The sequence below is a fragment of the Pseudomonas sp. FP1742 genome, assembly GCF_030687145.1.
In the GTDB taxonomy this organism is placed as follows: Bacteria; Pseudomonadota; Gammaproteobacteria; order Pseudomonadales; family Pseudomonadaceae; genus Aquipseudomonas; species Aquipseudomonas frederiksbergensis_D.
Window position 1 is genome coordinate 18,331 of sequence record NZ_CP117460.1, and the last position, 19,662, is coordinate 37,992.

Annotated in this window: 19 protein-coding genes and 1 pseudogene; 8 read left to right on the forward strand and 12 right to left on the reverse strand. The window is 60.6% G+C overall.

Features of this window, described 5'->3' with window-relative positions; translation table 11 throughout:
- Positions 1–20 precede the first annotated feature (20 nt).
- Positions 21–908, forward strand: coding sequence for a lysophospholipid acyltransferase (locus tag PSH64_RS00075; protein WP_018927311.1), 888 nt, complete (start codon positions 21–23; stop codon positions 906–908).
- Between the two features lie 60 nt (positions 909–968).
- Here PSH64_RS00075 and PSH64_RS00080 read toward each other — a convergent pair whose 3' ends face one another.
- From PSH64_RS00080 to def, 6 genes and pseudogenes are all read right to left on the reverse strand, one after another.
- Positions 969–1,283, reverse strand: a complete 315-nt coding sequence (locus PSH64_RS00080) for a tetratricopeptide repeat protein (RefSeq protein WP_018927310.1) — start codon at positions 1,281–1,283, stop codon at positions 969–971.
- Positions 1,284–1,415: 132 nt separating this feature from the next.
- Positions 1,416–2,377, reverse strand: a pseudogene (locus PSH64_RS00085) (IS110 family transposase).
- Between the two features lie 248 nt (positions 2,378–2,625).
- On the reverse strand, positions 2,626–3,999 hold the full coding sequence (gene trkA / locus PSH64_RS00090) for a Trk system potassium transporter TrkA (protein WP_018927309.1): 1,374 nt from the start codon (positions 3,997–3,999) through the stop codon (positions 2,626–2,628).
- Between the two features lie 22 nt (positions 4,000–4,021).
- The gene (rsmB, locus tag PSH64_RS00095) at positions 4,022–5,332 is read right to left on the reverse strand and encodes a 16S rRNA (cytosine(967)-C(5))-methyltransferase RsmB (protein ID WP_305479501.1); all 1,311 of its coding nucleotides are present in this window, start codon (positions 5,330–5,332) and stop codon (positions 4,022–4,024) included.
- Complete coding sequence (gene fmt / locus PSH64_RS00100; protein ID WP_305479504.1) at positions 5,329–6,288, reverse strand: methionyl-tRNA formyltransferase; 960 nt, start codon at positions 6,286–6,288, stop codon at positions 5,329–5,331. Before fmt ends, rsmB begins: the two co-directional genes overlap by 4 nt.
- 70 nt (positions 6,289–6,358) lie before the next feature.
- Positions 6,359–6,865 carry a peptide deformylase gene (gene def / locus PSH64_RS00105; RefSeq protein ID WP_105342607.1) on the reverse strand — a complete coding sequence of 169 codons (507 nt, stop codon included), beginning with the start codon at positions 6,863–6,865 and terminating at the stop codon, positions 6,359–6,361.
- 167 nt (positions 6,866–7,032) lie between these two features.
- On the opposite strand from def, the gene PSH64_RS00110 reads away from it, so the two are divergent.
- From PSH64_RS00110 to PSH64_RS00120, 3 genes are all read left to right on the forward strand, one after another.
- Positions 7,033–8,058: a LysM peptidoglycan-binding domain-containing protein gene (locus PSH64_RS00110; RefSeq protein WP_305479506.1), complete on the forward strand. Its 1,026-nt coding sequence runs from the start codon at positions 7,033–7,035 to the stop codon at positions 8,056–8,058.
- A gap of 80 nt (positions 8,059–8,138) precedes the next feature.
- Complete coding sequence (dprA, locus tag PSH64_RS00115; protein WP_305479508.1) at positions 8,139–9,245, forward strand: DNA-processing protein DprA; 1,107 nt, start codon at positions 8,139–8,141, stop codon at positions 9,243–9,245.
- Positions 9,246–9,299: 54 nt separating this feature from the next.
- Positions 9,300–9,857 carry an L-threonylcarbamoyladenylate synthase gene (locus PSH64_RS00120; RefSeq protein WP_105342615.1) on the forward strand — a complete coding sequence of 186 codons (558 nt, stop codon included), beginning with the start codon at positions 9,300–9,302 and terminating at the stop codon, positions 9,855–9,857.
- 133 nt (positions 9,858–9,990) lie between these two features.
- Here PSH64_RS00120 and PSH64_RS00125 read toward each other — a convergent pair whose 3' ends face one another.
- Positions 9,991–10,968: an NADPH:quinone reductase gene (locus PSH64_RS00125; protein ID WP_105342618.1), complete on the reverse strand. Its 978-nt coding sequence runs from the start codon at positions 10,966–10,968 to the stop codon at positions 9,991–9,993.
- Between the two features lie 158 nt (positions 10,969–11,126).
- Between PSH64_RS00125 and hemF the strand changes: the two genes are divergently transcribed.
- Positions 11,127–12,041: an oxygen-dependent coproporphyrinogen oxidase gene (hemF, locus tag PSH64_RS00130; RefSeq protein WP_007902928.1), complete on the forward strand. Its 915-nt coding sequence runs from the start codon at positions 11,127–11,129 to the stop codon at positions 12,039–12,041.
- A 13-nt stretch (positions 12,042–12,054) separates the two neighbouring features.
- A complete protein-coding gene (aroE, locus tag PSH64_RS00135; protein WP_105342621.1) occupies positions 12,055–12,876 on the forward strand; it encodes a shikimate dehydrogenase in 822 nt (273 codons plus the stop codon).
- 19 nt (positions 12,877–12,895) lie between these two features.
- Here the strand turns inward: aroE and PSH64_RS00140 are convergent, their stop codons facing one another.
- The 3 genes from PSH64_RS00140 to betC all read right to left on the reverse strand — a co-directional run bounded on the left by PSH64_RS00140 (position 12,896) and on the right by betC (position 17,082).
- On the reverse strand, positions 12,896–14,464 hold the full coding sequence (locus PSH64_RS00140) for a SulP family inorganic anion transporter (RefSeq protein ID WP_105342623.1): 1,569 nt from the start codon (positions 14,462–14,464) through the stop codon (positions 12,896–12,898).
- A gap of 154 nt (positions 14,465–14,618) precedes the next feature.
- On the reverse strand, positions 14,619–15,551 hold the full coding sequence (choX, locus tag PSH64_RS00145) for a choline ABC transporter substrate-binding protein (RefSeq protein WP_305479513.1): 933 nt from the start codon (positions 15,549–15,551) through the stop codon (positions 14,619–14,621).
- Positions 15,552–15,567: 16 nt separating this feature from the next.
- On the reverse strand, positions 15,568–17,082 hold the full coding sequence (betC, locus tag PSH64_RS00150; RefSeq protein WP_305479516.1) for a choline-sulfatase: 1,515 nt from the start codon (positions 17,080–17,082) through the stop codon (positions 15,568–15,570).
- 114 nt (positions 17,083–17,196) lie between these two features.
- Between betC and PSH64_RS00155 the strand changes: the two genes are divergently transcribed.
- The gene (locus PSH64_RS00155; RefSeq protein WP_305479518.1) at positions 17,197–18,147 is read left to right on the forward strand and encodes a LysR family transcriptional regulator; all 951 of its coding nucleotides are present in this window, start codon (positions 17,197–17,199) and stop codon (positions 18,145–18,147) included.
- A gap of 5 nt (positions 18,148–18,152) precedes the next feature.
- Here the strand turns inward: PSH64_RS00155 and PSH64_RS00160 are convergent, their stop codons facing one another.
- The gene (locus PSH64_RS00160; RefSeq protein ID WP_018927296.1) at positions 18,153–18,818 is read right to left on the reverse strand and encodes an NAD(P)-dependent oxidoreductase; all 666 of its coding nucleotides are present in this window, start codon (positions 18,816–18,818) and stop codon (positions 18,153–18,155) included.
- 83 nt (positions 18,819–18,901) lie between these two features.
- Here PSH64_RS00160 and PSH64_RS00165 point away from each other — a divergent pair, with 83 nt between their 5' ends.
- A complete protein-coding gene (locus PSH64_RS00165) occupies positions 18,902–19,228 on the forward strand; it encodes a DOPA 4,5-dioxygenase family protein (protein ID WP_305410669.1) in 327 nt (108 codons plus the stop codon).
- Here the strand turns inward: PSH64_RS00165 and PSH64_RS00170 are convergent, their stop codons facing one another.
- A complete protein-coding gene (locus PSH64_RS00170) occupies positions 19,229–19,630 on the reverse strand; it encodes a GFA family protein (protein WP_305479521.1) in 402 nt (133 codons plus the stop codon). It lies immediately after the preceding gene.
- Between the last annotated feature and the right edge of the window lie 32 nt (positions 19,631–19,662).

The window sequence follows — 19,662 nt, forward strand, 5'->3', positions numbered from 1 at the left end:
CACAAGATCAGGAGTGACCTGTGGATAAGTTTAAAGGCGCCTTGCTGGTAGGCGCTCTGCGACTGTTTGCCCTGCTGCCATGGCGGGCAGTGCAGGCGGTGGGTTCGGCGATTGGCTGGATCATGTGGAAAACCCCCAACCGTTCCCGCGACGTGGTGCGGATCAACCTCGCCAAGTGCTTCCCGCAGATGGACCCGGCCGAACGTGAGCGTCTGGTGGGCCAGAGCCTGAAAGACATTGGCAAGTCTCTGACTGAAAGCGCCTGCGCGTGGATCTGGCCGGCCCAGCGTTCCATTGAATTGGTGCGCGAAGTCGAAGGCCTCGATGTTTTGAAAGAGGCTTTGGCGTCCGGCAAAGGTGTGGTTGGCATCACCAGCCACCTGGGTAACTGGGAAGTGTTGAACCACTTCTATTGCAGCCAGTGCAAACCGATCATTTTCTATCGCCCGCCGAAGTTGAAGGCGGTGGATGAATTGCTGCGCAAGCAGCGGGTGCAATTGGGTAACCGGGTGGCCGCTTCCACCAAGGAAGGCATCCTCAGCGTGATCAAGGAAGTGCGCAAGGGTGGCGCGGTGGGCATTCCGGCTGACCCGGAACCGGCCGAATCCGCCGGGATCTTCGTGCCGTTCTTCGCCACTCAGGCCCTGACCAGCAAATTCGTGCCGAACATGCTCGCCGGTGGCAAAGCGGTCGGCGTGTTCCTGCACGCCCTGCGCCTGCCGGACGGCTCGGGGTACAAGGTGATCCTCGAAGCTGCGCCGGAAGCCATGTACAGCACCGATACGGAAACGTCCTGTGCGGCCATGAGCCAGGTGGTCGAGCGCTACGTGCGGGCCTATCCGAGCCAGTACATGTGGAGCATGAAGCGCTTCAAGAAGCGTCCGCCGGGTGAAGAACGCTGGTATTGATGCTGCTGTGGATAACTTCGCAGGCCGAGAGCTTCTGATCTTGGCCGGCGTTATCTCTGATCAGTGCGCCTGACGTTCAAGCTTTTTCAGAAACACCGTCATCTCCTTCTCCGCCTGCTTGTCGCCATGGGCGCGGGCAGCTTCCAGACCCTGCTCCCAGGCCTGCCGCGCCGCCGCGTAATCCGCCAGCGCCAGATGGGCCTTGCCCAAAAGCTTCCAGGCTGCCGAATACTTCGGATCGAACTCGACGCAGCGCTGGAAATGCTCCGCGGCCTTGGCATTTTCACCCAGATCCAGATAACCCTTGCCCAGGCCGAAGCGCAGCAATGAGTTATCCACACCCTTGGCGAGCATTTTTTCCAGGGATTCGATCATGGTGGATTCCTTATCGAGGTTATTCAGGGATGCCTGTTTGTCCTTGAGATTGCTTTCGCGGGCAAGCCCGCTCCCACAGGAATCTCGGTCGTACACAAGATATGTGTTCACTGCAAAACACTGTGGGAGATTCTATGTTGCAGGACAACCCTGCAACGGTCGATTCGGTTGGTATTCGCTCTGGTTTTTCATCAGAGCGAACGCCACCCGGGCGAGTTTTCGGGCAAGGATTACCAGGGCCTGAGTCCTCTTGAAACCTCTGGCCAGGTACCCTTCATAAAATGGTTTCCAGGTCGCTGAACGACAGGCGGCCATGGCCGAGTTGTGGGCCAGACGTCGTATTTCCGGATCCCCTTTCTTGGTCAGACTGCGACTCCCCGTCTTTTTTCCCGAGTCATCGACCCTCAAGTCCATGCCCAAAAAAGCGATGAAGGCATTGCTGTCCTTAAACTCGCCACGCAAAAAAGCCGTCGCAAATCCAGTTGCCGTCAGTACACCAACGCCTTCAATGGCCTTGCAACGCTCAATATTTTCGGCGGCTCCGGCCTCTTTGCTCAGGTCACGCAGCTGTTTTTGAATGGCCAAATCCGAGCGCTTAAACGTCTCCATCAACATTTCAGCTCTTCTTCCAGGCGCGGCTCATTGGCCCAGCTCTGAGCCAGGCTGACACGCGCCTTGATCAGTGCTGCCCGTCGATGAAGCAGGCTTTGCAGGGCCTTGTAAGCCTTGGGCGGCGGGCTCCAAGCGCGTAACCCACCCTGTTCATGCGCCAGATACCGAGCCAGAAGACGAGCATCACACGGATCATTTTTAGCTCGTTGGCCGACACTGCGGCGGTAATGACTCAAGCGATAACCGTCCACGACGTAGACCTGATGACCCAACTCATAGGCCAACTCAACCGTGTCCAAGTGGTAAATGTTGGTGGCCTCAACGGCAATGCCACTTTTGGCGGGCAGCGTCTTGAGCCAACGTTTGAGTGCTGCTCGATTATTGGAGATGGCTTGTGTGGTTTGCAGATCGGCGCGATAGACGAGCACCTCAGCCTTGGCCACATCAACACCCACGACCGCTTGCGAAGTAAGGATTGTCATGACGAATCCTCGGAGCTAGGGTTTAAGAGCTTGTTGGGGTCTACCGTTGCGCTGGCTTGTCTCTATCGTCGGCCTAGCCGATGAATTCCTTATTGGCGCTTTTAGGTAGAAGGGGTGGGACGAAGTCTCCCACGGTCTGTACTGGCTAGAGTCAGAATCGGGCTTTTAGTCCCACCCACCCCTTCAAGTCTAAACATACAAGCGGGCTTGCCCGCGAAGAGGCCCGCCTGGCCGCCGCACATTCCGGGTCAGAAGAAGCTCAGCCCCACATGGAACAGCTTCTCCACATCCCGAATATGCTTTTTATCCACAAGGAACAGAATCACATGGTCGCCGGTTTCGATCACGGTGTCGTCGTGGGCGATGATTACTTCTTCGTCGCGGATGATCGCGCCGATGGTGGTGCCCGGCGGCAGGCCGATGTTTTCGATGGCCTTGCCGATCACCTTGCTCGACTTCGCATCGCCGTGGGCGATGGCCTCGATGGCTTCCGCCGCGCCCCGGCGCAATGAGTGCACGCTGACGATATCGCCGCGGCGCACGTGGGCCAGCAAGGTGCCGATGGTCGCCAGTTGGGGGCTGATGGCGATGTCGATGTCGCCGCCCTGGATCAGGTCGACGTAGGCCGGGTTGTTGATGATCGTCATCACCTTCTTCGCGCCCAGGCGCTTGGCCAGCAGCGAAGACATGATGTTGGCTTCGTCATCGTTGGTCAGGGCCAGGAAAATATCGGCGTCGGCGATGTTTTCTTCCAGCAGCAGATCCCGATCCGAAGCACTGCCCTGCAACACCACGGTGCTGTCGAGGTTGTCCGAGAGGTAGCGGCAGCGGGCCGGGTTCATCTCGATGATCTTCACCTGGTAACGGCTTTCGATGGCTTCGGCCAGGCGTTCACCGATCTGCCCGCCACCGGCGATGACGATGCGTTTGTAGCTTTCATCGAGGCGGCGCATTTCGCTCATCACTGCACGAATATTCGCTTTGGCGGCGATGAAAAACACTTCGTCGTCAGCCTCGATCACCGTATCGCCCTGGGGCAGGATTGGCCGGTCACGACGGAAAATCGCCGCGACGCGGGTTTCGACATTCGGCATGTGTTCGCGTAGCTGGCGCAGTTGCTGGCCCACCAACGGCCCGCCGTAGTACGCCTTGACCGCTACCAGCTGCGCTTTGCCTTCGGCGAAGTCGATCACCTGCAATGCGCCCGGATGCTGGATCAGGCGCTTGATGTAATTGGTGACCACTTGCTCCGGACTGATCAGCACGTCGACCGGGATCGCTTCGTTATCGAACAGTTCGGCGCGGGTCAGGTACGCGGCTTCGCGGACCCGGGCGATCTTGGTGGGGGTGTGGAACAGGGTGTGGGCGACCTGACAGGCGACCATGTTGGTTTCGTCACTATTGGTCACGGCCACCAGCATGTCGGCGTCGTCGGCACCGGCCTGCCGCAGCACGGTCGGCAGCGAGCCGCGACCCTGCACGGTGCGGATGTCCAGCCGATCGCCGAGGTCGCGCAGGCGTTCGCCATCGGTGTCGACCACGGTGATGTCGTTGGCCTCGCTGGCCAAGTGTTCCGCCAGCGAACCGCCGACCTGCCCTGCGCCGAGGATGATGATCTTCATCCAGTCACTCCCTTAAACCCGGTTAACCGCGCGCGGCGGCAATCTTGATCAGCTTGGCGTAGTAGAACCCGTCGTGGCCGCCTTCCTGGGCCAGCAACTGGCGACCATGGGGCTGCTTGATGCCGGCCGTCGTGGCGAGGTCCAGTTCACGGGCGCCTGGCGTGCGGGCGAGGAACGCTTCGATGACTTCGGTGTTTTCGGTCGGCAGCGTGGAGCAGGTGGCGTAAAGCAGAATGCCGCCCACCTCCAGAGTTATCCACATGGCGTCGAGCAGTTCGCCCTGAAGCACCGCCAGTGCGGCGATGTCGTCGGGTTGGCGGGTCAGTTTGATATCCGGGTGACGGCGGATCACCCCGGTGGCCGAGCATGGCGCGTCGAGCAGAATGCGCTGGAACGGTTTGCCGTCCCACCAGGTGGCGGTGTCGCGACCGTCGGCGGCAATCAATTCTGCGCTCAGGCCCAGGCGTGCGAGGTTTTCCCGCACCCGCACCAGACGCTTGGCTTCCAGATCCACGGCCACCACGCCGGCCAGTTTGGGCTCGGCCTCAAGGATGTGGCAGGTCTTGCCGCCCGGTGCGCAGCAGGCGTCCAGCACCCGTTGGCCCGGCGCCAGGTCCAGCAGATCGGCGGCCAGTTGTGCGGCTTCGTCCTGCACGCTGATCCAGCCTTCAGCGAACCCTGGCAGGCTGCGCACGTCGGCAGCGGTGTCGAGGATGATGCCGTCGCGACTGTAAACGCAGGGCGTGGCGGCCACACCGGCGTCGCTCAGCAAGCCGAGGTAAGCGTCGCGAGTATGATGACGACGATTCACCCGCAGAATCATCGGCGGATGCGCGTTGTTCGCTGCACAAATGGCTTCCCATTGTTCAGGCCAGAAGGCCTTGAGGGATTTTTGCAACCAGCGCGGGTGGGCGGTGCGCACCACCGGGTCGCGTTCCAGCTCGGCCAGCAGCGCTTCACTTTCCCGTTGGGCGCGGCGCAGTACGGCGTTGAGCAAGGCTTTGGCCCACGGTTTTTTCAGTTTGTCGGCGCAACCGACGGTTTCGCCGATGGCGGCGTGAGCCGGCACGCGGGTATAGAGCAGTTGATAAAGCCCCACCAGCAACAGCGCCTCGACATCGGCATCAGCCGCCTTGAACGGCTTTTGCAGCAGCTTGGCCGCCAACGCCGACAAGCGCGGCTGCCAGCGAGCCGTGCCGAACGCCAGGTCCTGGGTGAAGCCGCGATCACGGTCTTCAACCTTGTCCATTTGCGTCGGCAGAGAACTGTTGAGTGAGGCTTTTCCGTTAAGAACGGCAGCAAGTGCCTTGGCGGCGGCCAGACGTGGGTTCATTGGGCGTCTGCCGTTTGACCGAGGACGGTGCCGACGGCGAATTTCTCTCGACGGCTGTTGAACAAGTCGCTGAAGTTCAGTGCTTTGCCGCCGGGTAATTGCACTCGGGTCAGGCACAGCGCCTGTTCACCGCAGGCGACGATCAAGCCGTCCTTGCTGGCGCTGAGGATTTCACCCGGCGCGCCCTGCCCTTCGGCCAGGCTTGCGGCCAACACTTTCAGCGCTTCGCCGTTCAGCGTGCTGTGGCAGATCGGCCATGGGTTGAAGGCGCGAACCAGACGCTCCAGCTCAACCGCCGGGCGGTTCCAGTCGATGCGTGCTTCGTCCTTGTTCAATTTGTGCGCATAGGTGGCGAGGCTGTCGTCCTGCACTTCGCCTTCCAGAGTGCCCGCAGCCAGACCGGCGATCGCCTGAATCACGGCGGGTGGGCCCATCTCTGCGAGGCGATCGTGAAGGCTGCCGCCGGTGTCTTCGGCGCTGATCGGCGTGGTGACCTTGAGCAGCATCGGCCCGGTATCGAGGCCGGCTTCCATGCGCATCACCGTCACGCCACTTTCACTATCACCCGCTTCAACGGCGCGCTGGATCGGCGCCGCACCGCGCCAGCGTGGCAGCAAGGAGGCGTGGCTGTTGATGCAACCGAGGCGCGGAATATCCAGCACCACTTGCGGCAGGATCAGGCCATAGGCGACCACCACCATCAAATCCGGCTTCAGCGCGGCGAGTTCCGCCTGGGCGTCGGCGTTGCGCAGGGTTGGCGGTTGCAACACCTGGATGTTGTGCTCCAGCGCCAACTGCTTGACCGGGCTCGGCATCAGCTTCTGCCCACGACCTGCCGGACGGTCCGGTTGGGTGTAGACCGCAACGATCTCGTAAGGACTGCCCAGCAGGGCCTTGAGGTGTTCGGCGGCGAATTCCGGGGTGCCGGCAAAGACAATGCGCAGTGGCTCAGTCATGGAAGCTCTCGATTGCAAAGCATCTTGAAAAGAAAAAGGCTTGCCGCGGCAAGCCTTTGAAAGAAGGGCATCAAGCGTTCTGGCGGTGGAGCTTTTCCAGTTTTTTCTTGATCCGGTCGCGTTTGAGCGTGGACAGGTAATCGACGAACAACTTGCCGTTGAGGTGGTCGCATTCATGTTGGATGCACACGGCGAGCAGGCCTTCGGCGATCAGTTCGTAAGGCTGGCCGTCGCGGTCCAGGGCCTTGATCCTGACCTTTTGCGGGCGATCGACGTTTTCGTAGAAGCCCGGCACCGAGAGGCAGCCTTCCTGGTACTGGCCCATCTCGTCGGTCAGGGTTTCGAATTCGGGGTTGATGAACACCCGAGGTTCGCTGCGGTCTTCGGAGAGGTCCATCACGACGATACGTTTGTGCACGTTGACCTGGGTCGCGGCGAGGCCGATGCCTGGAGCTTCATACATTGTTTCAAACATGTCATCGACCAACTGACGCACTTCGTCGTCCACTACGGCCACTGGTTTGGCGATAGTGCGCAGGCGCGAATCGGGGAATTCGAGGATGTCTAAAATGGCCATAAGCTTAATTGCTGCACGTGTGAGGTAAAGTCGGGTCGATGGCCTGGCGGGTCCGAAGATGCAGGCTACCGTTGTGAACGTAGCTTCCCGCTTTTCAAATGAGCAGGAAGCGAGCCACGAGGGCTCTGGCGTTTCACGCGAACGTACATAATAAAGGGATTCACCGCATGAGGAAATCACTACTCGCCTTGCTCCTTCTGGCCTCGGCCGGTTTTGCGCACGGGCAAGTGCAACTCAGGGAAGGTTTTCCACAGCAATACACCGTGGTGGCAGGGGACACACTCTGGGACATTTCCGGCAAATACCTGCGTGAGCCGTGGCAGTGGCCGCAGCTGTGGCAGGCCAATCCACAAATCGAAAACCCCAATCTCATCTATCCCGGCGATACGCTGTCGCTGGTCTACGTCAACGGTCAGCCGCGGCTGACCGTCAATCGCGGTGCTTCCCGGGGCACCATCAAGCTGTCGCCACGCATTCGCACCTCTCCGGTGGCAGATGCCATTCCGAGCATTCCGCTGAAATCGATCAACAGCTTTCTGCTGAGCAACCGCATCGTCAACAAGGCCGAGGATTTCGACAAGGCGCCCTACATCGTTGCCGGCGATGCCGAACGGGTGCTCAGTGGCACTGGCGATCGAATTTTCGCGCGCGGCCATTTCGACCCGGCACAACCGGTCTACGGCATCTTCCGTCAGGGCAAGGTCTACATCGATCCGCAGAGCAAGGAGTTCCTGGGGATCAACGCCGACGACATCGGCGGCGGCGAGATCATCGCCACTGAGGGCGACGTCGCTACCCTGGCCTTGCAGCGCACTACGCAAGAGGTACGACTCGGCGACCGGCTGTTCAGCGGCGAGGAGCGCTCGATCAATTCGACCTTCATGCCCAGTGCGCCAACCACCGACATCAATGGCCTGATCATCGATGTGCCGCGTGGGGTCACCCAGATTGGCGCGCTGGATGTCGTCACGCTGAACAAAGGGCAGCGCGATGGCTTGGCCGAAGGCAATGTGCTGGTGGTGATGAAGACTGGCGAAACCGTGCGCGACCGGATCACCGGTCAGCCCTTGAAAATCCCCGACGAACGGGCCGGTTTGCTGATGGTTTTCCGCACCTACGACAAGCTCAGCTATGGGCTGGTCCTTAACGCATCGCGCTCCTTGGCGGTGATGGACAAGGTGCGAAATCCTTAAGCCTGCTCACAAGTTACCAACAGAGTTATCCACAGCTTATTCCCGATTCGACGGGACTCTATAACGATCAAGGATGATCCATGTCGCTGTCTGCCTGTATGCCGGTTTCCCCTGCGGAACTGGAAGCCCGTTTACGCCTGCACCGTTTGCCGGAGCTTGGTCCGGCACGGTTCAAGAAGTTGCTTGAAGCTTTCGGCTCTGCCTCCAAAGCCATCAGCGCACCGGCCAGCGCCTGGCGCGCGTTGGGTCTGCCCCTCGCTTGCGCGCAGGCCCGGCGCTGCAGTGAAATTCGCGATGGCGCCAGCCGCGCATTGGCCTGGCTAGAGTGTCCGGGCCAGCATTTACTGATGTGGGACCAACCTGACTACCCTGCACTGCTGGCGCAAATCAGTGATGCGCCGCCGCTGTTATTCGTCGCGGGCGATCCGGGCATTCTGGAAAAACCGCAGTTGGCGATGGTCGGCAGCCGTCGCGCGTCGCGCCCGGGCATGGACACTGCAGCGGCGTTTTCCCGCAGCCTGGCCGGCGCCGGGTTTGTCATCACCAGCGGTCTGGCGCTGGGCATCGATGCCGCCGCGCATCAGGCGGCTCTGGACGTTGGTGGGCAAACGGTCGGGGTGCTTGGCACCGGGCTTGAAAATTTTTATCCACAGCGCAATCGAAGGTTGGCGGACGCCATGATCGCCTCGGGAAGCGCGGTACTTTCGGAGTTCCCGCTGGACGCCGGTCCTTCGCCCGGCAATTTCCCCCGGCGCAATCGAATCATCAGCGGTTTGTCCCTTGGTGTGCTGGTGGTCGAGGCGAGTGTCGCCAGCGGTTCATTGATCACCGCGAGGCTGGCGGCGGAACAGGGGCGTGAGGTGTATGCGATTCCAGGTTCGATTCACCACCCTGGCGCAAAGGGTTGCCATCAGTTGATCCGCGATGGTGCGGTGCTGGTGGAAACCATCGAGCACATCCTTGAAGCCTTGCGCGGCTGGCAACGGCTGCCGTTATCCACAGAAACGCCGCAAACGACGGTGACTCATCCACTGCTCACGTTGCTCCACGCGGCGCCTCATACCAGTGAGGCCTTGGCAGCCTCCAGTGGCTGGACTTTGTCGAAAGTACTGGCAGCGCTGACGGAACTGGAAATGGACGGCCGGGCGGTCTGCGAAAGCGGTCGATGGTTTGCGCGGGTAAACTAGGTTTTATAAGGAAGATCGGTAAACTGCGCAGAGCCTTATTCCGGAGAGTTTTTCATGGTTAACAGTTGGCGTGTGCAACAAGCCGCACGAGAAATTCGCGCCGGGGCGGTGATTGCCTACCCAACCGAAGCTGTCTGGGGCCTGGGTTGCGACCCGTGGAACGAAGATGCGGTGGATCGGCTACTGCTGATCAAGGGACGGTCTGTGGATAAGGGCCTGATTCTGGTGGCCGACAATATCCGTCAGTTCGACTTCCTGTTCGAAGATTTCCCCGAATTGTGGATGGATCGCATGGCCAGCACCTGGCCCGGCCCCAACACCTGGCTGGTGCCGCATCAGAATCTGTTGCCGCAGTGGATTACCGGTGTGCATGAAACAGTGGCGTTGCGGGTCAGCGATCACCCGGTGGTGCGGGATTTGTGTGCGTTGGTCGGGCCGTTGGTGTCGACCTCGGCGAACCCTCAGGGGCGGCCGGCGGCACGGACGCGGATTCGCGTGGAGCAGTATTTCCGGGGGCAGGTTGATTATGTGCTCGGTGGCCATCTGGGAGGGCGCAAGAACCCGAGTGTGATTCGCGATCTGGCCACCGGCCATGTGGTGCGCCCGGATTGAGACCTGAGGTGGCCTCATTCGCGAGCAAGCCCTCCCACAGTAGATCATCAGTGAATACAGATTTTGTGTTCGACAATGATCGAGTGTGGGAGCGGACTTGCTCGCGAAGAGGCCCTCACAGGCAGTCTGAATCTCAGGGCAACAGAATCGTCGAACCAGTCGTACGCCGCGCCGACAACTCGCTCTGCGCCTTCGCCGCTTCAGCCAGTGGATACTGCTGGCTGATGTCCACCTTCAGCTTGCCGCTGATGATCATCTCGAACAGCTCATCGGCCATGCGCTGCAGGTTTTCGGCGTTGTTGGCGTAAGTCGCCAGCGTCGGCCGGGTCACGTACAGCGAACCCTTCGCCGCCAGAATTCCCAGATTCACCCCATCGACTGCACCTGAAGCATTACCGAAACTCACCACCAGCCCCCGCGGCGCGACGCTGTCGAGCGATGTCAGCCAGGTATCTTTGCCTACACCGTCGTACACCACCGGGACTTTTTTACCGTCAGTCAATTCCAGCACGCGTTGTGCGACGTTTTCATGGCTGTAATCGATGGTTGCCCAGGCACCATTGGCTTTCGCCAAGGCGGCTTTCTCGGGGGAGCTGACCGTGCCGATCAGCTTCACGCCCAAGGCCTTGGCCCATTGGCAGGCAAGCGATCCGACACCGCCGGCCGCGGCGTGGAACAGGATGGTTTCGCCACCCTTGAGTTCATACGTCTGACGCAGCAGGTATTGCACGGTCAGGCCTTTGAGCATCACGCCGGCGGCTTGCTCGAAGCTGATGGCGTCCGGCAGATGGACCAGATTGGCTTCCGGCAATACATGCACGTCGCTATAGGCGCCCAACGGGCCGCTGCCGTAAGCCACGCGATCGCCCACCTTGAAGCGGGTGACTGCGCTTCCGACTGCTTCGACCACCCCCGCGCCTTCAGCCCCCAGGCCCGAAGGCAAGGCGGGTGGCGCATAGAGGCCACCGCGATAATAGGTGTCAATGAAGTTCAGGCCGATGGCCTTGTTGGCCACGCGCACCTGCAGCGGGCCAGGTTCGGCGGGCTGGTAATCGACATGCTCGAGTACTTCGGGGCCGCCATGGGCGCGGAACTGGATACGCTTTGCCATCTGCACTTTCCTTAAGTCATTTTGCTAAGCGCCCTATCGAACTCCCAAGCTTGACCTTCGTCAACTGCGACGGCACAAGGTGCAGTGTTATCCTACGCAGCAATTTGCCGCCGGCCTGTATGAGCGCCGCGTAGCTTTGCCCGATTCAAGGTGATGCCATGACTACCCGCACCGAGGCCGTAAAAGCCTACCTGCTCGACCTGCAAGACCGCATTTGCGCTGCCCTGGAAGCTGAAGACGGCGGCGCGCGTTTCGTCGAAGACGCCTGGACCCGGCCCGCCGGCGGTGGCGGTCGCACCCGGGTGATTGAAAACGGCGCGGTCATTGAAAAGGGCGGCGTCAACTTTTCCCACGTGTTTGGCAGCGGTCTCCCACCGTCCGCCAGCGCCCATCGGCCGGAACTGGCCGGTCGAGGCTTCGAAGCCCTGGGCGTGTCTTTGGTGATTCACCCGCACAACCCCCATGTGCCGACATCCCACGCCAATGTGCGTTTTTTCATCGCCGAAAAAGAAGGTGAAGAGCCGGTCTGGTGGTTCGGTGGCGGATTCGACCTGACCCCTTACTACGGCAATGAAGAAGATTGCGTGCATTGGCACCGCGTCGCCGAACAGGCCTGCGCGCCGTTCGGCCCGGACGTCTACCCACGCTACAAGGCCTGGTGCGACAGTTACTTCCACATCAAGCATCGTCACGAGCCACGGGGCATTGGCGGTCTGTTTTTCGATGACTTGAACGAGTGGGACTTCGACACCAGCTTCGCCTTCATGCGCGCCATCGGCGATGCGTTCATCGACGCGTACCTGCCGATCGTGCAACGCCGCAAAAACGATGCGTTCACCGCCAAACAGCGTGAGTTCCAGGAGTTTCGCCGTGGCCGTTACGTTGAATTCAACCTGGTCTATGACCGCGGCACGCTATTCGGCCTGCAATCGGGTGGGCGCACCGAGTCGATTCTGATGTCACTGCCACCGCAAGTACGCTGGGCCTACGACTGGAAGGCCGAGCCGGGCAGCGAAGAAGCGCGCCTGACCGAATACTTCCTGCAAGATCGCGATTGGTTGGCCAAGGCCTGAACGAGGAATCCTGATGGACCGTTACGTCGTATTCGGCAACCCGATCGGCCACAGCAAGTCGCCGTTGATCCACCGTCTGTTCGCCGAGCAGACCGGGCAGAAACTGGACTACAGCACCTTGCTGGCACCCCTCGACGATTTTTCCGGCTGTGCGCTGGAATTTTTCCGCGAAGGCCGTGGGGCGAATGTGACGGTGCCGTTCAAGGAAGACGCCTATCGTTTGGCGAACAGCTTGACCCAGCGGGCGCAGCGGGCCGGCGCGGTGAATACCCTGAGCAAACTGGCCGATGGCAGTCTGCTGGGCGACAACACCGATGGTGCCGGGCTGGTACGGGACCTGACGGTCAACGCCGGATTCAGCCTCGCGGGCAAACGCATTTTGCTGCTGGGTGCCGGCGGTGCCGTGCGCGGCGCACTGGAGCCGCTGCTGGCGGAGCAACCGGCGTCGGTGATCATCGCCAACCGCACGGTGGAAAAAGCTGAATTGCTGGCGGAATTGTTCGCTGATCTGGGGCCGGTATCGGCCAGCGGATTCGATTGGTTGCGCGAGCCGGTGGACCTGATCATCAACGCCACGTCCGCCAGTCTGTCAGGCGATGTACCGCCGATTGCCAGCAGTTTGATCGAACCGGGCAAGACGGTTTGCTACGACATGATGTACGGCAAGGACCCGACCTCGTTCTGTCGTTGGGCCAGTAAGCATGGCGCCGCGGTGGCGATGGATGGTTTGGGGATGCTCGCGGAACAAGCAGCGGAAGCGTTCTTCCTGTGGCGCGGTGTGCGCCCGGATACAGCGCCGGTGTTGGCCGAGCTCCGTCGGCAACTGGCCGCATAAACCCTGTAGGGGCAGTGGTTTAATCTTCGAAACGGATCGGGCATTTTTCCGCGCCTTCGAGCTTCCTCAATTCCTCCACCACCTGCGGCCGTGCCTGCCGCAGGGTCAGGCTGCGGTTCTGGCGCAGCAGTCGTCGCGCTTCCTGATGCAGCATCTCCACCCCGGAATAGTCGATGAAGTTGATCTGCTGCGCCTCGATCACCACCCGTGGGCCGTGCATCCGTTGCAGGCGCACTTGCAGGTAATGGCTGGCGCCGAAAAAAATCGAGCCGCCGACCCTCAGAATGTCTTCATCGCCATCACGCCAGTGCTGCACCCGTGGCTGCGAGGTGCGTTTGAGGTAGAAGAACAGCGATGCCAGCACCCCGGCGTAAATCGCCGTTTGCAATTCCAGCAACAGGGTGGCGACACAGGTCAGCGTCATGACCAGAAACTCGGCACGGCTGACCCGCAGCAAGGCGCGGATGCCGCGATGGTCCACCAACCCCCAGGCGATCAGCAAAATGCTGCCGGCCATGGCCGGGATCGGGATGTGTGCAATCAATGCCGCACCGAAGATCGCGAACAGCGCCACCCACAACGCCGAGAACACGCCGGCCAGCGGTGAACAGGCCCCGGCGTCGTAGCTCAGGGCCGAGCGGGTGAAGGAACCGGCTGACAGCGAGCCGGAAAAAAACGCACCGACCATGTTCGACAAACCCTGGGCGCGAACTTCCTGGTTAGCGTCGAGCAACTGCTGTGAGCGAGCCGACAAGGAGCGGGCAATCGACAGGCTCGTCACCAGCCCGAGCATTCCGACCGCCACCGCGCTGGGCAGCAGGCGCAACACCAGGTCCAGATCCAGCGGCAGCGGGCTGAAGGGCGGCAGCCGCCCGACAAACGCGCTGACCAGCGTCACATGGCCAAACATCGCTGGCCACAGCCACACCAGCAATCCGCTCAGGGCCAGGGCGATCAACAGCGTTGGCCAGCGTGGCACCAGCAGTTTCAGTACGACACCCACCACGACCGTGGCCAGGCCCAGCAGCAGCGAGGGTTTGTCCACCTCGCCGAGGTGATTGAGCAGCATCATCAAACTGTTGAGCGCCGTGGCCTGGTTAGGCACATCCAGCCCCAGCAGGTTCGGCAGTTGCCCGATGGCAATCACCACTGCCGCGCCGAGGGTGAAGCCCAGCACCACCGAGTGAGAGACGAAATTCACCAGGGCGCCGAACCGCAGCAAACCCAGCAACCACTGGAAAATCCCTGCAAGGAACGTCAGAAGCAGGATCAGCGTGACGTAATCCTGCGACGCAGGGACCGCCAGAGGGCTGACACTGGCGTACAGGACGATGGAAATGGCCGCCGTAGGACCGCAGATCAAATGCCACGACGAACCCCAGAGGCAGGCGATCAGCACCGGGATGATGGCGGCGTACAAGCCATATTCCGGCGGGAGGCCGGCGATCAGGGCGTAGGCAATCGATTGTGGCAACGCGAGAATCGCACCGCTCAGGCCGACGATCAGGTCACGACCGACGCTGGCGCGGGTTTGCCGGGGCAACCAGGTCAGGAAGGGAAAGAGTGAGTGGCGGCTGGGGAAGGCCATGGGTCCTCTCGGGCGGGGTTTTACGGAAGAGTATCAGGACCGACGCTGATCGTTCGTACTGTGGGAGCGGGCTTGCTCGCGAAGGGGGCATCAGATCCGGCATTTATGTCGACTGACACACCGCATTCGCGAGCAAGCCCGCTCCCACATGGGGTTACAGTTTGGCTTTGACCGCAGGCAACGCATCCTTCCCGTCCACAGTCTTCACACCGTCCAGCCATTTATCCAGCACCGCCGGGTTGGCCTTGATCCACGCCTTGGCCGCGTCGGCGTTGCTGACCTTTTTGTTCACCACCTCGGCCATGATGCTGTTCTCCATTTCCTGGGTAAAACTCAGGTTGGTGAGCAGTTTGCCGACGTTCGGGCAGGCCTGTGCATAACCTTTGCGGGTCAGTGTATAAACGCTGCCGGTGTCACCGAAATACTTCTCGCCGCCCTTCAGATAATGCATTTTCAACTGCACGTTCATCGGGTGTGGCGTCCAGCCGAGGAAGGTCACGAACTTCTGTTTCTTCACCGCGCGGGACACTTCGGCCAGCATCGCCTGCTCGCTGGACTCGACCAGTTTCCACTGACCCATGTCGAAGTCGTTCTTCTTGATGATCTCTTGCAGCGAAATGTTCGCCGGGGCGCCGGAGCCGATGCCATAGATCTTCTTATCGACTTCTTTTGGGTGTAGCTCGGCGTACTTGTTCAGGTCGTTAAAGTTATGCACACCCGCGTCCCAGACGTAATCCGGGACCGCCAGGGTGAACTCGGTGCCGTCGAGGTTCTTCGCCAGTTGCGTGACGTCGCCGTTGGCCACGAATTTGTCGTAGAAGCCTTGCTGCGCCGGCATCCAGTTGCCGAGGAAGACGTCCACCTGGCCATCCTTCAGGCCGCCAAAGGTGATCGGCACCGCCAGCGTGTCGACCTTGGCCTTGTAGCCCATGCCGTCCAGCAGAAAACCGGTGATGGCGTTGGTGGCGGCGATGTCGCTCCAGCCAGGGTCGGCCATCTTCACCGTTTCGCAGCTTTGCTCGGCGTAGGCCGAGGTGCTGCCCAGAGCCAGAAACCCGACTGTCAGTACTGTGGATAACTTTTGCATGGACGTCCCCTTAACATTATTGGTTTTGGCAGGGTTGTGGATAACGGGCTTTACGCTCCAGATCGTCGAGGTCGATGTGGTTGCGCATGTACTGCTGACTGGCGTCCACCAGCGGCTGGTGATCCCAGCTCTTCAGCTTGCCGATGGTCAGGGCGCCGGCGACGAAGCGCCGGCGTCGCTGACTGGCGAGCACCTGTTGGTGGATCGCCGGGATATTCCATTTGGCCCGTGCTTCGGCGAGAAAATCCTCGAACAGCTGACGATGTTGCGGCGAATGGCTGAGTTCTTCCTGTTCACGCGGGTCGTTGTGCACGTCGAAGAGCAGGCAAGGGTCGTCTTCGCTGTAGATGAATTTGTAGGCGCCGCGACGAATCATCATCAACGGGCTGATGGTGCCTTCGGCCATGTATTCACCGAACACCTCGTCGTGACCGCCCTGCCCTTGCAGGTGTGAAACCAGCGAGCGGCCGTCCAGCGGTAAACCCGGTTCCAGTGAGCCGCCGGCTAATTCCACAAAGGTCGGCAACAAGTCGGCGGTGGAGACCGCCGCACTGACGCGGGCGGCGCCGAATTGTCCCGGCGCACTGATCAGCAGCGGGACGCGGGCGGCCATTTCGTACCAGTGCATTTTGTACCAGAGCCCGCGCTCGCCGAGCATGTCGCCGTGGTCACCGGAGAACACGATGATGGTGTCGTCGATCAACCCGGTTTCTTCCAGTGTTTGCAGGAGTTTGCCGACGTTGCTGTCGATATAACTGCACGCACCGAAGTAGGCACGGCGCGCGTCGCGAATCTTATCCACAGGCAGCGGCTTGTCCCACAGGTCATAGACTTTGAGCAGACGCTTGGAGTGTGGATCGAGTGCTTCCTGGTCTGGTGTTTCGGGTAAAGGGATGTCGGCATCGTCGTACAGATCCCAGAAGGCCTTGGGAATCGTGTACGGGTCGTGTGGGTGAGTCATCGACACGGTCAGGCAGAACGGCTGATCGCCATCCTCACGGATATGATCGAACAGGTATTGCTGGGCCTTGAACACCACCTCTTCGTCGAAATCCAGCTGATTGGTGCGCACGCAGGGCCCGGCTTGCAGTACGGACGACATGTTGTGGTACCAGCTCGGCCGTACGTCCGGCTCGTCCCAGTTCACCGCCCAGCCGTAGTCCGCCGGGTAGATGTCGCTGGTCAGCCGTTCTTCATAGCCGTGCAACTGGTCCGGGCCGCAGAAGTGCATCTTGCCCGACAGCGCGGTGCGGTAACCGAGGCGCCGCAGGTAGTGGGCATAGGTCGGAACGTCGGCGGGGAAATCGGCCGCGTTGTCGTAGGCGCCGATCTTGCTCGGCAACTGACCGCTGACCAGGGTGAAACGTGACGGTGCGCAGAGCGGGCTGTTGCAGTACGCGGCGTCGAACACCACACCTTCGGCGGCGAGGCGGCTCAGATTCGGCAGTTTGATGGGCGAAGGGCCGTAGAACGGCAACATTGGCGCGGCCATCTGATCGGCCATGATGAAAAGAATATTTTTGCGCTTCATGTGATCGCGGCATTCCATAGTGGATATTTATGCGAGAGTGCTGTGATCGAGCATGCAACCCATGGAACTTGTGGTAAAGCCCATGCCAGGCAATGACTAGGATAAGCACAGCTTATGTATGACGCCCTCGGTGATTTGTCTCTGGATCTGCTGCGTGCCTTTGAAGCCGCGGCCCGGCAGCGCAGTTTCACTGCCGCTGCAGTAGAGCTCGGCACCACGCAGCCGGCCATCAGCCAGCAGATCAAACGGTTGGAAGAGCAGCTCGCTACACGGTTGTTCGACCGCATTTATCGCGGTATCGAACTGACCGAGGCTGGCGCCATTCTGTTTGAGCAAGTTCAGCTCGGTTTACAGAATATCGACGCAGGATTGAGTGCGATCAGTGCACAGCAGCAACACGAAGTGTTGCAGGTGGCCACCGACTTCGCTTTCGCCGCGTACTGGCTGATGCCGCGTCTGCACCGCTTCCATACCGCCAATCCTCAGGTGGACGTCAGCCTGGTGACCAGCGAGCGCAGCCACAACATGCTGCGCACCGATATCGATGTGGCCGTGCTGTTCGGTGATGGTCGGTTCAAACAGGGTGAGAGCCACTGGCTATTCAGTGAAGAGGTGTTTCCGGTGTGCAGCCCGCTGTTATTGAGGGACCGCCCCCTGCCCTTGCCGGCTCAGTCATTGCTGGAGTTTCCGCTGCTGCACTTGCGAGGCGAACACAGCAGCAACTGGTTCGACTGGAGCGGCGTGTTTCGCGAGCTGGGGATTACATCGGCACCCGCGCCGGGGCAACTGCGCTTCGACAATTACACCTTGCTGATTCAGGCGGCGATTGGCGGCCAGGGCGTTGCGATCGGTTGGCGGCACCTTGTGGATAACTTGCTGGCGCAAGGTCTGTTGTGTCGACCTATTGCCGAGACGGTGATTTCCAGGCTGGGTTATTACGTGGTCCTGCCCCAGCGCAAACGGCGCGGAGCGTTGATTCAAACGTTTGTGGATTGGTTGATGGCGGAACAGGCCAACAGTGCGCAATCGCTCAATGGCCTTCCTTTGCCATCGATTGCGGTATGAGGGCTTTACGGTTCCGAAGTCGCGACAAAATTCACATGCTGACCGACATGCAAATTCAGCCATAACTCATCGGCAATCCCGACGGCAACTCGGTTCAGCCGTTCCAGCGGTTCGGCCAGGCCAGGTTCCAGGCTCGTGCTGACGTGACTGAAATGCTCGATGGACAGTCCCGGTACGCCGCGTGGGGCATTCACCAGGGTCCAGTGCAATGGACTGCTTTGCAGCGCCTCGCGGATTTCTTCAGCGGCGTGGCGTTGCAGTTCGTCTTCTATCTCCGGATCGTCCAGCACCTCGAAATCACCCACCACAAACAACCGCGCGATACCCGCGGCCTGCATGCCGTCAATCAGTGCATCCACTGCCAGCACCTGCTCGACCGGGCCGGGCACGATGGATTTCTCGATGTGTTCACTGTTCATAGGCAAACCCGGCGCATCGAGCAGGCAGATCACTGCCGAACAGCCGGCCACGCTCTGCTTGACCCGCTTGGCATCGAACAGGTTACCGGCCTTGGTACGCAGTCCGGGGCGGGGTGCGAGCGCCGTCAGGTCATCGAGAATCGCGATCACTTCATGTTGGCGCCGCAGCATTTCCGCCATCAGCGCGCTGCCCAGGCTACTCATGGCACCATAAAGCACTACCTTCACTACCGGGGTTTCGGCATTTTTCATGGCTGTGCTCCGTACTTCCTGCCTATATAACGTGTGACCTGCGGGAAACGGTGTGGGTTCGACCAGGTTTAAAGAGGTTTCAGATGCAACGGATCAAGGGCTACCACGCCCATGTCTATTTCGACGCCAGCACGCTCGCTCAGGCGCGGGCCTTGTGTGAGCAGGCCGCGCAATTGTTTCCACTGAAGATGGGACGCGTGCACGAGCGCCCGGTCGGCCCGCACCCGGACTGGAGCTGCCAATTGGCCTTCGAGCCGCAATACCTTGGCGAGGTGTTGCCGTGGCTGGCGCTCAATCGCAAGGGGTTGGTGGTGTTCCTGCACCCGGATACCGGCAACGATCTGCTCGACCATACCGAACACGCGATCTGGATGGGGGCGATCCGTCCGCTGAACCTGTCTGTTTTTTGATCAGAGTTGTTCTTCGGTCTCGCCAGGCAAATGTTCGTCCAGATGCAGCCAGGGCAACCGACTACTCGTCCAGATATGCCGCTCGGCCGGCGCCTGCTCGGGATGCTCGAGGGTGGCGATAGTCACGTCGATGCTTTCGGGACTGAGCGTTGTCACCAGCGCCAATTGCGCCCCGCAGTTGGGGCAGAAATACCGCGTGCAAGTGGATGATGAGCCATACCGGGATGGCGTACCCGCGACCCAGGCAAATGCCGAGGCAGGCACGGTGATCCAGGTGGTCACGATCCCGCCGCTGACCCGCCGGCAAATCGAGCAATGGCAGTGGGCGATATCCCGCAACGGCCCGCTGAATTGATAGCGGATTTGTCCGCAGTGGCAGCCGCCAGTGTGAAGTTCGCCCATGTTTTTTCCTCCTGAGCCCGTGTTTGCTGACT

Coding starts and splice junctions, on each gene's coding strand:
- PSH64_RS00080 (WP_018927310.1), bottom strand. CDS start 1,283: ATGATCGAATCCCTGGAAAAAATGCTCGCCAAGGGTGTGGATAACTCA.
- trkA (WP_018927309.1), bottom strand. CDS start 3,999: ATGAAGATCATCATCCTCGGCGCAGGGCAGGTCGGCGGTTCGCTGGCG.
- rsmB (WP_305479501.1), bottom strand. CDS start 5,332: ATGAACCCACGTCTGGCCGCCGCCAAGGCACTTGCTGCCGTTCTTAAC.
- fmt (WP_305479504.1), bottom strand. CDS start 6,288: ATGACTGAGCCACTGCGCATTGTCTTTGCCGGCACCCCGGAATTCGCC.
- def (WP_105342607.1), bottom strand. CDS start 6,865: ATGGCCATTTTAGACATCCTCGAATTCCCCGATTCGCGCCTGCGCACT.
- PSH64_RS00110 (WP_305479506.1), top strand. CDS start 7,033: ATGAGGAAATCACTACTCGCCTTGCTCCTTCTGGCCTCGGCCGGTTTT.
- dprA (WP_305479508.1), top strand. CDS start 8,139: ATGTCGCTGTCTGCCTGTATGCCGGTTTCCCCTGCGGAACTGGAAGCC.
- PSH64_RS00120 (WP_105342615.1), top strand. CDS start 9,300: ATGGTTAACAGTTGGCGTGTGCAACAAGCCGCACGAGAAATTCGCGCC.
- PSH64_RS00125 (WP_105342618.1), bottom strand. CDS start 10,968: ATGGCAAAGCGTATCCAGTTCCGCGCCCATGGCGGCCCCGAAGTACTC.
- hemF (WP_007902928.1), top strand. CDS start 11,127: ATGACTACCCGCACCGAGGCCGTAAAAGCCTACCTGCTCGACCTGCAA.
- aroE (WP_105342621.1), top strand. CDS start 12,055: ATGGACCGTTACGTCGTATTCGGCAACCCGATCGGCCACAGCAAGTCG.
- PSH64_RS00140 (WP_105342623.1), bottom strand. CDS start 14,464: ATGGCCTTCCCCAGCCGCCACTCACTCTTTCCCTTCCTGACCTGGTTG.
- choX (WP_305479513.1), bottom strand. CDS start 15,551: ATGCAAAAGTTATCCACAGTACTGACAGTCGGGTTTCTGGCTCTGGGC.
- betC (WP_305479516.1), bottom strand. CDS start 17,082: ATGAAGCGCAAAAATATTCTTTTCATCATGGCCGATCAGATGGCCGCG.
- PSH64_RS00155 (WP_305479518.1), top strand. CDS start 17,197: ATGTATGACGCCCTCGGTGATTTGTCTCTGGATCTGCTGCGTGCCTTT.
- PSH64_RS00160 (WP_018927296.1), bottom strand. CDS start 18,818: ATGAAAAATGCCGAAACCCCGGTAGTGAAGGTAGTGCTTTATGGTGCC.
- PSH64_RS00165 (WP_305410669.1), top strand. CDS start 18,902: ATGCAACGGATCAAGGGCTACCACGCCCATGTCTATTTCGACGCCAGC.
- PSH64_RS00170 (WP_305479521.1), bottom strand. CDS start 19,630: ATGGGCGAACTTCACACTGGCGGCTGCCACTGCGGACAAATCCGCTAT.